A 13,050-nucleotide genomic window follows, 5' to 3' on the forward strand; every position below is an offset into this window, starting at 1 on the left:
GAATCTTCCAACGCATAAAACCCAGCCGGCGTTGGTGTCGCCAGCTGTTCCAGCGGCTTAGGCGTCGAAACCTGGACTCATGCGGTCAAGCCGCCGCAGCAGCGCAGGCCAAGCGAGAAAAGCGCCTTTGCCGCGGCGCACATCTTGCAATTGTTGCTTGGCTAGGCTGAGTATCGAAGGGTCAATCTCAATTAACTCTTTGTTGCCGGCCAAGGCGCGAACTTGAACCATGCAAGAGGCTTCAAAACGATGCATGGCTTGGAAGGCTTCGGCTACCGATTCGCCAACGGTTAAAAGGCCGTGGTTGCGCAACATTAAGAATTTGCTCTGACCTAGATTGGCGACTAAGCGCGGTTTTTCTGCTTCTCTTAATGCCAAGCCTTCGTAGTCGTGGTAGCTCAGAGAATGCAAAACTGAAAACGCAAACTGCGAGATGGGCAGCAAGCCTTCGCGCTGTGACGAGACCGCGACGCCATTGAGTGAATGCGTGTGCAACACGCAATGCGCATCGTGCCTAGCCGCATGAATACAGCTGTGAATCGTAAAACCGGCGGGGTTGACATCGAAAGGCGAGTCAGACACTTTGTTGCCTTGCAAGTCAATCTGCACCAAGCTTGACGCCGTGATTTCATCGAACATCAGCCCGTAGGGATTGATCAAAAAAGTGTCCGTTCCCGGCAGTTTGGCGGTGATGTGTGTGAACACCAAATCGTCCCAGCCGTAGAGCGCGACCAGTCGGTATGCGGCGGCTAAGTTAACCCGAATTTCCCATTCTTCCGGCGAGACTTGGGACTGGATGCTGGGGATGTTGAGTGCGCGATCTTGCGCAGCTGAGCTTGGGTTCATCGTTAAACAATCAGTGAGTTAGAGGGGCTAAAAATGGGTAGATCAATAGAGATAGGGCGGCAGTTTCCAAAAAAAAAGAGCTCAACACGCGGCTCTTCGCTTAGTCTGTGTCGGGTCTTGAAAATAGCGATGTTGCCAATTCGCTAGCCAGCAAACCAACTTAAACAGCTTGCTGTTTTACCTAAAAATAAAGCTATTTGAAAAATAGTTTTTATACTTATTAATTGTCAATTTTTCTAGGCGCTTGCGCATTGGGAATTACCCGGCAAGAACTGACTCAACACTGCTTAGGTACGCATTGAGAGCGTTAGTCTTGAGCCAACAACTCCGCCTCAATCTGCGCAATGCTGGGCAGATATTTCGCCACCTCGTCGGGTAGTTGCAGTTTGTATTCGGCAATGCCAATCGGCCCAGTCATGCCGCGCAAAGCATATTGCGCCACCACCCGGTGCTGCTGCTGACACAGCAACAAACCTAGGGTGGGTTTGTCTTCTTCGCTTTTGATTTTTTCGTCGACCAGTGTGATGTAAAAATTGAGCTGGCCCACTTGCTCAGGTTTGAAGTCTCCGGCTTTGAGTTCCACCACCAAAAATCGGTGCAAGCGGTAGTTGTAAAACAGCAAGTCTATGAAGAAGTCTTGGCCGTCCACTTCGACGGGAACTTGTCGGCCCACAAACGCAAAGCCTTCACCCATTTCCATCAACATTTTGGATACATGGCAGGTCATAGCGGACTCAATTTCGCGCTCATGCGCCTCGTTTGAAACGCCTAAAAAATCAAACAGATAAGGGTCTTTAATGGTTTGCTGCGCCAGTTCAGAGTCAGCGGCGGGCAGACGTTGCTCAAAGTTGGTGACGGCTTTGCCGGAGCGTTGCTGCAACTGTGTCGAGATGTGGTGCCACAACACATTGCGCGACCAGCCGTGCGCTATGGCTTTGGCGGCATACCACTGGCGCTCTTCGGCAGTTTTGAGCTTGGTTAGCAGTAGTAGGTTTTGGCCCCAGGGTAAATGTGCAACAGCCTGTTGCACAATTTCAAAATCTGGCCATTCCTCTGCAAAGCTGCGCATATAAAGCAGATTGCGGCGTGAAAAACCTTTCATCTTTGGAAAAGCCGCGGTCAAGTCCTTCGCCAACTGCTCAATAACCTTGGCACCCCAGCCTTGTGTCTGCTGGCGCTGCAAAATATCTTGGCCTATTTGCCAGTAGAGCAGGATTAATTCGCGATTCACGGACAGTGTGGCGCGTTGCTGAGCGGCCTGAATGCGCAGCTTTAATTCAGCCAACCAACTGCTGTATTGCGGCACGGGCAATAAGATGTTTTTACTCATCGCTAACTCCTGCGTGGTTTGCAAACGCCAGTCGTGAACTAAACGTTTGGAGGTCTCCCCTTAAATATCACTGGACGTTCATGCTGAACATTGCACCCTCGATGTCGAGGCTTATCTAAAAAAGTCTGACGATAAGTTGTTGAATGTGAAATGGCAACCAGGGTCAAGCGTACTAAGGTGCAAAAAAGTCACTCGCCCAAGCGGTTTAGTTAGCGTCTAAAAAGCAAGCTTTTCAAACAAATCAAAACTCACAAATCCCGCAGCAAAGCCAAAGCAGACGACGGCTTGAGCAAGCTGGCAAACTTCAGGCCTAGCGTGCGGCTGCGGCTTTCCAGTGTCACGAAGCTGCGCTCACCACACAGCGTTATCCGGATTTTCTCGCCTGTGTTTTGACGCGCCAGCAAATCTTTAATTTCGGTTTTATCCAGCGCTTGCCAAGCCTTTGCATAAGCTGCCCAGTCGCTAGCAAACACCGCCTCTGCCAAGGCGCGCGGTTGTATCAATCCGCTCGCTTGTGGCGTGGGTGCTTGCGCCAACATACCCGTGCCGCTAAGCCAAAACGAGTTAACTGGCGTTTGCCTTTGCTGGCTGCGCGCGTCATTCACCGCGTGGGTATAAAGCAGCATTTGCATTTCGTTTTGCAGCAGCTTGATTTTTTTAGCCGCCAGCGGCGCGCGTGGCTGGTCTTCGTTACCCGGTAGCCAAGTGTCTACGTTACGGCCCATCACCCGGTCTAGTGAGGCAGTTGGTAAGTCTTTGAGTAGTTCGCCTTCGGCCAGCCAGCAGTCGGGCGCGGCGTAGTGCAGGCTGATGCCTTCAGTGACAAAGTAGGGCTGCATGGCGGCCATAAATTCTTTTGACTGGGCCTCTTCCAAACCCAACGTAGCGGGGTTCGTCATGCTCGCATGTTCGCGGCCCATGGACCAATAACACGGCGTGATAAAGCCCCAGCCCTTGCCTAGGGTTTGGCTGCCCATAGCCGCCCAAGCTTGCTGCGCCGCCAGTGGAATCAAGCCATCTATCTGGTTGGGTGATGCGGCTTGCAGTCCGGCCAGCGCTTTCTCGTGTGGTGCGGACAAACTGAGCGCGCTACCTTGCGCGTCATCGCTAGGCGCTAGGGTTTGCATGCCTTGCAGCAGGCGCGATAAATTCTCTAGTCCTTCGGCTTTTGGCAAGCTTTGCAAGGCCTGCAGCGCTGCCTCGTCGCCGGCGGTGGCAAAGGCAATCAGGAGATGGGCGGCGTCTGGTGTTGGCGATGAAGTGTGAGGCATGGGGCTATTGTCCGGGATGCCACAATCGCGGCTATGCAAATCCCCTATGAACTTATTCTTGGCTGGCGTTATACGCGGGCCGGCCGGGCAACGCGGCGCAATGGTTTTATCTCGTTCATCTCTGGCGTGTCCATGCTGGGCATTGGACTGGGCGTGGCGGCCTTGATTATTGTGCTCAGCGTGATGAATGGTTTCCAAAAAGAAGTGCGCGACCGCATGCTGGGTGTGGTCTCCCACATCGAGGTGTTTGCGCCCAACGGCATGGCTTTGCCAGATGCACAAAAAACGCTGGCTCAAATACGCGCCAACCCTGAAGTGGTGGGTGCGGCTACCTTTATCTCGGCCCAAGCCTTGCTCGCGCGCGGCGAAGACATGAAGGGAACCCTGATTCGCGGCATAGACCCAGCCCTAGAAGGTCAGGTGACGGATTTGGCGTTGCAACTCAAGGACACGGCTTTTCCGCGCTTGATCAGCGGCCAGTTCGGTCTGATCCTGGGTAGTGAGTTGGCCCGCTCTATGGGTGTGCGTGAAGGCGATACTGTCACCTTAATTGCACCCAGCGGCCAAGTCACACCGGCAGGCGTGGTGCCGCGCCTAAAACAAATGAAGGTGGTGGGTACGTTTAATTCTGGCCACTATGAATACGACTCGGCGCTGGCCATGATGCATCAAGACGATGCCGCGGCCATATTCCGACTCGAAGGCCCGACCGGCATTCGCATCAAGCTGAAAGACTTGCACCGCGCACCTGAGGTGGCGCGCGAACTTGGCCGCACGCTGGAGGGGCGTTTCTTAATCCGCGACTGGACCCAGCAAAATAAAACTTGGTTCTCGGCGGTGCAGCTGGAAAAACGCATGATGTTCATCATCCTCACGCTGATCGTGGCGGTCGCCGCATTTAATTTGGTCAGCACATTGGTCATGACCGTGACCGACAAACGCGCTGACATCGCCATTTTGCGCACCTTGGGTGCCAGTCCTGCCAGCATCATGGGTATTTTCGTTGTGCAAGGCGCAATGGTGGGGGTGATTGGCACGCTGTCTGGCTTGCTCTTGGGGCTGGCCATCGCGGTCAATATTGACGTGATAGTGCCAGCGCTAGAAGCCTTGTTTCATGCCAGCTTTTTGCCCAAAGACATCTACCTCATCAGCGCCATGCCGAGTGAGCCGCAGTACAGCGACATCATGCCAATCGTCGTGATCGCCTTAATATTGTCATTTTTAGCCACTCTTTATCCCAGCTGGCGCGCCAGCCGCGTCAACCCGGCAGAGGCCTTGCGTTATGAATAATCCCCAAACTGAAGTGGTGCTAAAAGCCAGTGGTCTGAGCAAGCGCTTTGTCGAAGGCCGGCTGGATGTGACCGTGCTCAAGGGTGTAGACCTGAGTGTGCATGCCGGCGACACGCTAGCGATTGTCGGCACGTCCGGCTCCGGTAAAAGCACCTTGCTACACCTAATGGGTGGGTTGGATGCGCCGACTAGCGGCAAGGTCGTGCTCAAGGGCCAAGACTTAGCCGGTTTGACGCCGCAGCAACAAGGCCTGATGCGCAATCAGCACCTAGGCTTTATCTACCAATTTCACCATTTACTGCCCGAGTTCAGCGCCTTAGACAACGTCGCCATGCCGCTGTGGGTTAGGCGTATGCGGCCAGAGCTGGCCGCGCAAGTGGCGACAAAAATGCTCACCAGTGTTGGCCTTGAAGGGCGACTGCAACACAAGCCGGCAGAACTCTCTGGTGGCGAGCGCCAGCGCGTCGCGATTGCCCGGGCTTTGGTGAGTCAGCCAGCTTGCGTGCTGGCCGATGAGCCAACCGGTAATCTCGACCGAGCCACGGCTGACAGTGTGTTTGAGTTAATGCTAAAACTCGCCCGTGAGCAGGGCACTGCCTTCATCATGGTCACCCATGACGAGTCGCTTGCTGCGCGCTGCAGCCGACGCTTTAGACTAATCGAAGGTCAGTTGTCCGAGTGGCAGTGAGGCGGGGCTGGCATTTATCCGCATAAGCTGGTTGCCTGCGCTTGAAAAACCTTGTCGCAAGCCGCATTTCTGAGTACTTAGCATTTGATAAAATCCTCCTCCCCGTCAAACTTTGATCAACTGAGCATGCACTACCTGTGAGCGACCACTACACCACCCTGGGGCTAAACAGTTCCGCCACATTGGCCGATGTTAAAAAAGCATTTCGTCAGCAAGCATCCCTCTGGCATCCCGATAAAAACGCTGCACCAGAAGCCGCTGCACGCTTTCGTGCGCTGCAGCAAGCTTATGAAGTGCTAACTGACAACGACCAGCGTCAAGCCTATGATGAGAACCGGCGTCGCAACTTGCTCGACGATCCACAAGCGACCGCCAGCGAGATTTGGCAACATTATTTCGAGCGCGTGCTCGACCCCAGTAGCCGCTCTGCTACTTGACTAAAAAACTTAGACCGTTATGACAATTTCCCCATTTTTTGAAGACTTGCGTTCGGCCTATCAGTCCGAATTAGACGACTTGCGTTTTGATTCCGAAGGCGGTGATGTCTTGTCCGCGCGCTTGGCTGACAAGCGCGGTGAGCTCGATTTTTTAATCCAAATGATGCGTTTAAGCCCCGAAATGGTGGCCGTCATTTTCCACAAGGGTTTTAGCTTTCACGAGCCCGCCATGATGGATAACTTGATTGGTCACGCCGCCGACGAGTTGCCCGAGTGGGACGAGCTCAAAGCCGGCATTGGCCTGCAACCGTGGGCTGAAAAGTTAGCTAACGTCGTGCTCAAACAAGCCGATGGCGAGTGGTTTTTAAGCGTTGCCGCGGCCCTTGAATACATGAACGTCACGCCCGGCACGGCGCCGGTTCGCCAACACGATGAAGTCGAAGATGAAGAAGACGACTACCAAGACGAGGACGACGGCCAAGATGACGAGCAGTCAAGCGACCAACGCACCGGCACGCTGGACTCTGACGAAGACCTGGGCGACGACGCCAAAAGCCGCCGTGATAACGCCGACGATTGGATGAGCGACCAAGGCTTTGAGCGCAAAAACTAAGACGGAAAAAATCATGACCCAGAACCACCTCGCACTGATTGAAAAAACCCAAGCCTTGATCGCCGCTGGCGACATCGTCGCGGCCGAGTTTGCGCTGGTCGAATTGGCCGATGCAGAGGGTGATTCCGCCCTGATGGTGGTGTTGGCGCAATTGCCGGCCAAAGACATACTTGCGGTAATTCGTGAGTACGACAACTCCAAAGAATCGGTGATTAATCTGCTGGTCACGCCCGAGCAGTTTGCGCGTGCTGTCGTGATTGAAAAACAGTACAAAGATTTAACCCGCACGCATTTGCGCGGCATGGTGAATTCGATTATTTTTCGTGATGACGCTGACCCTGTTGCCTTTCTGAATGCGATTGGCGACCTTGAAGGCGGCAGTGATGCACTGGCCGATTACTTCTCTGATAAGTGGAGCCGCGTCGAAGCCTTTGCCCGCTGCGGCACCTTTGAGCCACTCGAAGACCATGGCGAGATGCTTTCGCAAACCGCCTTGCTGGGCTCGGCCTATGCTCGGGCAAAGCTTGAACACGATGAAGTCGCCGACCGCGATTGGATGGAGTTAGCTTGGCTGCTGCGCTACGAAATTCCGGATCTCTTTATTGAAATGCTAATGGTCTTGCGCGCCAAAGCCAGTGCCCACGAAGCCGCCACTGCCGGTGAAGAAGACTATGAAGAAGACGACGACGGCAAGGTCGAGACCGGCGACACCGATCGCGGCAAAGCCACGCCGAGTGCGCGCGAGTCGGATGAAGAGTCAGCGATTTGATCTCGAATAATTCAATGTCAAAACCCAAATCCGTATTGGCTAAAAATTCGTCCAACATTCCGGTTCAACTTACTGCCGATGAAGTCGTCAGCACCGCGCCTGAAATCGCGGTTTATGACGCGAGTGTGTTTTTTGAAAAAGCCCTGCGTTACGGCGTAGACCACGGCCTATTAAGCCGTGAAAAATTAGCTGAAATTTGTGAACAAGCGCCGCGCGGCATGGTTCAAATTGCACGCCATTTCGGCACTGAATTTTTGCGCCCAGAGCTTGAAACCGCCCGCCTGCGCATGGTTAATTTAGTCAGTATTTTTCTGGAAAGCAGTTGCAAGGGCGATCTGCGCTTAGCCGCAGAGGCGCTACGCGACAACTCATTTTTGTCCCGTTCCAAGGGCGGCTCAGACATGCTCAAAGCCATGATCGCCATGCCAGACCATATCGGCTTTGACAAGGATTTGCAGGGCGGTCAAGGTCTGGCCGAGTGGTCGCTTAAAAGCTTGGCTGACTATAGGGTTGAGCTGGCTTTGCGCACCGCTGCGCAGCAAAAAATACAAGCTGCTGTTTGGCTGGCAGAGCAACTCGGCACAGATGCCGACGATTTAGCGGGTCGAGAAAATCCCGAACTCAAAGACGCCGACGCCGTCATGCGCACGGCTTTACTGATGCAGGCCAGCGCTCAGACGGAGATGCCAGACTGGCCAGCGTTTGAAAAAATCATACTCGCGCTGCGTAAAAAATATGCCAGTGCTAGCGCTGCAAAAGCTGCGCGTAAACCGCTGGCTGATGCGCTGCAAGTACCAGCCCAATTACCTGCACACTTGCAGCCTGTTCTGGCGGCTTTAATACCGTCGGTACTAGCTGACTTACCTAGAATTCTCGATAGCTCTTTACCCGTTCGTGGACTTTTCTCTTATCTCGACAATGGCCAAACGCCGGCTTTTTTAGGCCGCTATTTTTGGCTAGAAGACACTATGAGTGAGATCGCTGATTTTGAGAAATCCGTCTCCAAAGCCTGGGATAAAGCTACCGGTGGCGACCAAGATGAAGCGGCCTTGTTGACATTGTTTTTATGTGTTTCTGCCGGCACTGCGGGTAAGACTGTGCTGACTGAAAAAGCTGCCGCAGCATTGGTGCGCAAAATACAAAAATCGGGTTTAAAGCCGGTGTTGGCAGAGCAATACATCACAGCCCACGCACCACCGCAATATCAGGATGACTACTTGCGTCTGTGGTCGGCGTTTGTCGATGAAGCCCAGCACACGCTTAAAAGTGATGCGGTTTTTGCACTGGAAGATTCGCTGGCTTTGCTGCGGCGAGAATGCCGTATCAAGTAAGTTTTTTTGATGTAAATTGAGTGCAGCGGACAATGCCTGCACATCTCAGTAATGCCTGCATTGCGTGGATTGGTTTAGTTTCTGTGCGAATATTGTTTTTCGTCCTAGCGCGAAATAGTGCAGGTTTTTTACCAACTCATAGCGGGTTCATATGGCTTTTTGGATAGACACGCATTGCCATTTCGACGCGGCTGAACTACGGGCTGACTTATCAGACATTCACGCTCGCGCGGCAAATAGCGGCGTGAGCCACTGCGTGATTCCCGCCGTTAATGTGGCTAACTTTTCGGCCGTGCGCGAGCTGGCGCATCAGTTCTCTTACAGCTACGCCTTAGGCATTCACCCGGTCTGTGTTCCTAGCGCTAGTGAAGCCGACTTAATCACTTTAGACCAAGCGCTCAGCACCCACCGCAGCGATCCGCGTTTGGTCGCAGTCGGAGAAATAGGACTGGATTTTTTTCTACCCACGTTGACAGCGCCGGCTATGCGCGAGCGGCAAGAGTTTTTTTACCGCGAACAATTGCGCCTAGCGCGCAAGTATTCGATGCCGGTGATTTTGCATGTGCGGCGCTCGTCCGATCGGCTACTTAAACATTTGCGTGATCTTGCCCCGGCCGCTGGTTGGAGCGGTATTGCACACGCGTTTAACGGCAGTGAGCAACAGGCCATGGCCTTTGTTGGCTTGGGTTTTAAACTCGGTTTTGGCGGCGCATTGACTTATGAGAGGGCCTTGCAACTGCGCAGGCTAGCCAGCGATTTGCCACTCAGCGCACTGGTGCTTGAGACTGATTCCCCCGACATCCCGCCGCACTGGCTGTATGTAGACGCCGCGCAGCGCCAACTCGGTCAAGCCCAAGGTCGTAACCAGCCCGCTGAGTTGCCGCGCATTGCGCAGCATTTGGCCGATTTACGCGGCATCACGCTTTTGGCTTTAGCCGAGGCCACTAGCGCTAATGCAGTGCAAGCCTTACCGGGGCTGGCTGCATTGCTGCGGCTGCCAGTTCAGGCGTGAGCACGCTTTTGCAGGCCTTGCCGCCGCTGCTATCGACCCAGACCAGAGTGTTGATTTTGGGTAGCTTTCCGGGCATTGCATCGCTTAAGGCACAGCAGTATTACGGTCATCCGCAAAATCAGTTTTGGAAAATTTTGCAGACCGTTTGGCCCGATGGCGCGCCCCAGCAGCATGCTCAAAGCTACGCTGCGCGCTGCGATTGGATGTTGTCTAAAGGTTTGGGTTTGTGGGATGTTTATGCCAGCTGTGAGCGTGAGGGCAGCTTGGACAGCAACATCCGTCATGCACAGCTCAATGACTTTGCCGCTCTGGCGCGCCACTGCCCGGATCTGCAAGCGGTGGCGCATAACGGCGCAGAGAGTTTTAAACACGCCAAATATGTGCAGCAGGTGATGGCTTCGCCAATGCAGGACAAGCCGGCGCTTGAATTTTGTCGCTTGCCTTCAACCAGTCCGGCCAACGCGGCTTGGCGCTTTGAGCGCAAGCTGCAGGTTTGGCGTGATTTATTTGTCCAGCACGGATTGGTAAAGCCTTAAAGCCGCAATACCTCAACACCGACTTTTCCTAGCAGAGCCAGCGAATCAATTTGACCTACGCTTGCTAGCTAATGTGTGCTGCAAAAAAATCGCGATGTAGCGAGTTTTTTTAACCAGCCCACAACAAACTTTTTTAAAAAAAGGATAAAAAAATCGGTGGCCTAATAGGCGCATGGCTAAAAAAGAAATCCCCGCTCTGATCCCTGAGCTACCTGAAGTTAATTTTTCTGATTACGCTGGTGTGCGTTACTTGCACCTCGGCTCACCTTGGGTTCAGGGCTCAATGTTGATTGATGAGCCGTTTGAAATTGAGCTTGAATATGTGCAACGCATGATGGCTGGCTTGCTGTTTATGAACCCCGCCGACGTGGCTAAAAAACACGCCATGCAATTAGGTTTGGGCTCGGCTGCGCTGACTAAGTTTTGCTATAAAAAACTGCGCATGAAAACCACTGCGATTGAAATCAACCCCCAAGTCATTGCCGCTTGCCGAGGCTGGTTTAAGTTGCCACGCGATGACTTGCGCCTAGCGGTGATTAACGCTGATGCCGCAACAGAAATCACCCAGCCTTGCCACTTACAAAGCGTGGATTTGCTGCATGTGGACGTCTACGACGACGAAGCCGCCGGCCCGGTGTTAGACAGCGAAGCTTTCTACCAAAGCTGTTATGACTTGCTGGCTGAGGACGGTGTGATGACGGTCAACTTGTTTGGCCGCGATTCAAGTTACGAGCAGTCGCTGGAATACATCGCCCAAGCTTTTGGACCGCAAGGGGTGTGGGCTTTTCGTCCCACCAAAGAAGGCAATACCGTGGTGTTAGCGCAGCGCGAGCCGACTCGGCCTGAGCGCGCCGAACTGCTGCTAAAAGCCGGCGAGATTGAGTCACGCTGGGGCTTGCCTGCGAAAAAATGGCTACGCCTTTTTAAACCGCTGGCCTGAGCGCTTAGTTCTAGCGGCTTCACAAAGCTAGTACAAACATAGTGTGAAGTTGGGGTACAGTGATTTGATGAATACAGTCCCCTCTGATCATTCTTTACCTCACCCGCTGCTCAATGCGAGTGAGCCCTACAGGGGTTTATTGGACTGGCGCATCTTGGTGCAATGGTTGGGCCAAGACGGCATCATCAGCCCCGCTGAAGCTGAACGCACCATTGCGCGCTGCGCACAAGTGCACAGCGCGCAGCCACCGCTCACGCGCTTAGCCAGTGTCAGCATGACGCGGCTCTCAGACGGAAAACCGCTAGATGTAGAAACTATTACCGAGTGGCTTGCTGGCCGCGCCGGTATGCGTTACTTGCGCATAGACCCGCTCAAGGTTGATGTCGGTAAAGTCGCCGACACCATGTCCGCCGTCTATGCCGAACGGCACAAGGTTTTACCGGTACAGGTGAATGCTAAAGAGGTGGTGATCGCCACCTCTGAGCCGTTTGTGACCGACTGGATTGAAGAGGTCGAGCGCCATTCCCGGCGCAGCGTGCGTTTGGTGTTGTCCAGTCCCGCGGAGATCGCCAAATTCACCGCTGAATTTTTCGCGCTAGCCCGTTCGGTCAAGGCCGCGCTCAAGTCAGGGGGAAATGCGGGCGCAGGTAGTTTTGAGCAACTCGTTGAGCTGGGAAAATCTAGCAAGCAAGCAACTAGACGCCAACGACCAAGGTGTGGTGCAGGTCGTCGACTGGCTTTGGCAATATGCGTTTGATCAACGCGCCAGTGACATACATCTAGAACCCAGACGCGACCAAGGCGTGATCCGTTTTCGCATAGACGGCGTGCTGCATCCGGTCTACCAGTTACCCATGGCGGTGCACAACGCCATGACGGCACGCATCAAATTGCTGGGGCGCATGGATGTGGTTGAAAAACGCCGGCCTCAGGACGGCCGCATCAAGACGCGTAACCCGCGGGGTGATGAAATTGAAATGCGCTTGTCGACCTTACCCACAGCCTTTGGCGAGAAGATGGTGATGCGTATTTTCGATCCCGACACTACCGCCCGCGACCTTGATGGACTGGGTTTTTCAGCCCACGATGCCCAGCGCTGGGAGCTATTGGTCAAGCGTTCTTACGGTATTGTTTTAGTCACTGGCCCGACCGGTTCAGGCAAGACCACTACGCTTTACTCAACCCTCAGGCGGCTGGCGACTGAAGCGGTTAATGTGAGCACGATCGAAGACCCGATCGAGATGATTGAGCCCTCTTTTAATCAAACCCAAGTTCAAGCACATCTTGATTTTGATTTTCCCGAGGGCTTGCGTGCGCTGATGCGACAAGATCCCGACATCATCATGGTCGGTGAGATTCGTGATCTGCAAACTGCCAACATGGCGGTGCAAGCGGCGTTGACCGGCCATCTGGTGTTTAGCACGCTGCACACCAATGACGCGCCGTCCGCTGTTTCGCGTTTGATGGAGTTAGGTGTTCCCTCTTATCTGATTAACGCGACGCTGCTGGGTGTTCTGGCTCAACGTTTGGTGCGCACGCTGTGTCAAGCCTGCAAGGCAAGAGACAACGGCCTCATGCCCGCAGAGCTGGCAGAAATAGTCAAGCCTTGGAAAATTAGCGGCGCTCATAGACCGTATAAAGCGCTTGGCTGTGTGGTTTGCCGCATGACGGGTTTTCGTGGACGGCTAGGGCTTTATGAGTTGCTGTCGGTGACCGAAGCGTTCAAGAAAAAAGTCACTCACGAGCCAGACATGCAGGCGCTGCGGCACCAGGCTTTAAGCGACGGCATGCGGCCCCTGCGCTTGGCCGGTGCGCTCAAGGTGGCCGAAGGTTTGACGACGATGGAAGAAGTGTTGGCGGCAACGCCGCCCATGGACTGAGCGGTTTACGTTTAAATTTTTCTTTATGGTTCGCGCACTAAAACTTTAACTGATCGGTATTGCGCTAACGCCGGCAAACTTAGTGGCTGTCAAACAGATTTTTCTCC

Annotated in this window: 12 protein-coding genes and 1 pseudogene; 10 read left to right on the top strand and 3 right to left on the bottom strand. The window is 53.8% G+C overall.

The annotated features are described in order from the left end of the window. Positions 1–57: 57 nt before the first annotated feature. The 3 genes from HC248_RS03020 to HC248_RS03030 form a co-directional block, all read right to left on the bottom strand. On the bottom strand, positions 58–846 hold the full coding sequence (locus HC248_RS03020) for a class II aldolase/adducin family protein (RefSeq protein ID WP_168921211.1): 789 nt from the start codon (positions 844–846) through the stop codon (positions 58–60). 307 nt (positions 847–1,153) lie between these two features. Then, on the bottom strand, positions 1,154–2,176 hold the full coding sequence (locus HC248_RS03025) for a PDDEXK nuclease domain-containing protein (RefSeq protein WP_168921212.1): 1,023 nt from the start codon (positions 2,174–2,176) through the stop codon (positions 1,154–1,156). Positions 2,177–2,424: 248 nt separating this feature from the next. Continuing rightward, the gene (locus tag HC248_RS03030) at positions 2,425–3,447 is read right to left on the bottom strand and encodes a hypothetical protein (RefSeq protein ID WP_168921213.1); all 1,023 of its coding nucleotides are present in this window, start codon (positions 3,445–3,447) and stop codon (positions 2,425–2,427) included. Positions 3,448–3,480: 33 nt separating this feature from the next. Between HC248_RS03030 and HC248_RS03035 the strand changes: the two genes are divergently transcribed. The 10 genes and pseudogenes from HC248_RS03035 to tfpB all read left to right on the top strand — a co-directional run bounded on the left by HC248_RS03035 (position 3,481) and on the right by tfpB (position 12,943). Then, positions 3,481–4,737 (top strand): lipoprotein-releasing ABC transporter permease subunit, encoded by a 1,257-nt coding sequence (locus HC248_RS03035; protein WP_168921214.1) that lies wholly within the window; start codon positions 3,481–3,483, stop codon positions 4,735–4,737. Then, positions 4,730–5,425, top strand: coding sequence for a lipoprotein-releasing ABC transporter ATP-binding protein LolD (gene lolD / locus HC248_RS03040; protein ID WP_168921215.1), 696 nt, complete (start codon positions 4,730–4,732; stop codon positions 5,423–5,425). The genes HC248_RS03035 and lolD overlap by 8 nt, the downstream gene beginning before the upstream one ends. 137 nt (positions 5,426–5,562) lie before the next feature. Then, complete coding sequence (locus tag HC248_RS03045; protein WP_168921216.1) at positions 5,563–5,862, top strand: J domain-containing protein; 300 nt, start codon at positions 5,563–5,565, stop codon at positions 5,860–5,862. A gap of 19 nt (positions 5,863–5,881) precedes the next feature. After that, positions 5,882–6,475 carry a hypothetical protein gene (locus tag HC248_RS03050; protein WP_168921217.1) on the top strand — a complete coding sequence of 198 codons (594 nt, stop codon included), beginning with the start codon at positions 5,882–5,884 and terminating at the stop codon, positions 6,473–6,475. 13 nt (positions 6,476–6,488) lie between these two features. Then, the gene (locus tag HC248_RS03055; RefSeq protein ID WP_168921218.1) at positions 6,489–7,244 is read left to right on the top strand and encodes a hypothetical protein; all 756 of its coding nucleotides are present in this window, start codon (positions 6,489–6,491) and stop codon (positions 7,242–7,244) included. A 14-nt stretch (positions 7,245–7,258) separates the two neighbouring features. Further along, positions 7,259–8,575, top strand: coding sequence for a hypothetical protein (locus HC248_RS03060; protein ID WP_238342703.1), 1,317 nt, complete (start codon positions 7,259–7,261; stop codon positions 8,573–8,575). 151 nt (positions 8,576–8,726) lie between these two features. Further along, the gene (locus HC248_RS03065; protein ID WP_168921219.1) at positions 8,727–9,587 is read left to right on the top strand and encodes a TatD family hydrolase; all 861 of its coding nucleotides are present in this window, start codon (positions 8,727–8,729) and stop codon (positions 9,585–9,587) included. Continuing rightward, complete coding sequence (locus HC248_RS03070) at positions 9,584–10,123, top strand: DNA-deoxyinosine glycosylase (protein ID WP_238342704.1); 540 nt, start codon at positions 9,584–9,586, stop codon at positions 10,121–10,123. Before HC248_RS03065 ends, HC248_RS03070 begins: the two co-directional genes overlap by 4 nt. 172 nt (positions 10,124–10,295) lie before the next feature. Further along, positions 10,296–11,063 carry a class I SAM-dependent methyltransferase gene (locus tag HC248_RS03075; protein WP_168921220.1) on the top strand — a complete coding sequence of 256 codons (768 nt, stop codon included), beginning with the start codon at positions 10,296–10,298 and terminating at the stop codon, positions 11,061–11,063. 67 nt (positions 11,064–11,130) lie between these two features. Further along, positions 11,131–12,943 (top strand): annotated as a pseudogene (tfpB, locus tag HC248_RS03080) (type IV pilus assembly ATPase TfpB). Positions 12,944–13,050 lie beyond the last annotated feature (107 nt).

This window comes from Polaromonas vacuolata (genome assembly GCF_012584515.1).
Classification (GTDB): Bacteria; Pseudomonadota; Gammaproteobacteria; order Burkholderiales; family Burkholderiaceae_C; genus Polaromonas; species Polaromonas vacuolata.

Coding starts and splice junctions, on each gene's coding strand:
- HC248_RS03020 (WP_168921211.1), bottom strand. CDS start 846: ATGAACCCAAGCTCAGCTGCGCAAGATCGCGCACTCAACATCCCCAGC.
- HC248_RS03025 (WP_168921212.1), bottom strand. CDS start 2,176: ATGAGTAAAAACATCTTATTGCCCGTGCCGCAATACAGCAGTTGGTTG.
- HC248_RS03030 (WP_168921213.1), bottom strand. CDS start 3,447: ATGCCTCACACTTCATCGCCAACACCAGACGCCGCCCATCTCCTGATT.
- HC248_RS03035 (WP_168921214.1), top strand. CDS start 3,481: ATGCAAATCCCCTATGAACTTATTCTTGGCTGGCGTTATACGCGGGCC.
- lolD (WP_168921215.1), top strand. CDS start 4,730: ATGAATAATCCCCAAACTGAAGTGGTGCTAAAAGCCAGTGGTCTGAGC.
- HC248_RS03050 (WP_168921217.1), top strand. CDS start 5,882: ATGACAATTTCCCCATTTTTTGAAGACTTGCGTTCGGCCTATCAGTCC.
- HC248_RS03055 (WP_168921218.1), top strand. CDS start 6,489: ATGACCCAGAACCACCTCGCACTGATTGAAAAAACCCAAGCCTTGATC.
- HC248_RS03060 (WP_238342703.1), top strand. CDS start 7,259: ATGTCAAAACCCAAATCCGTATTGGCTAAAAATTCGTCCAACATTCCG.
- HC248_RS03065 (WP_168921219.1), top strand. CDS start 8,727: ATGGCTTTTTGGATAGACACGCATTGCCATTTCGACGCGGCTGAACTA.
- HC248_RS03075 (WP_168921220.1), top strand. CDS start 10,296: ATGGCTAAAAAAGAAATCCCCGCTCTGATCCCTGAGCTACCTGAAGTT.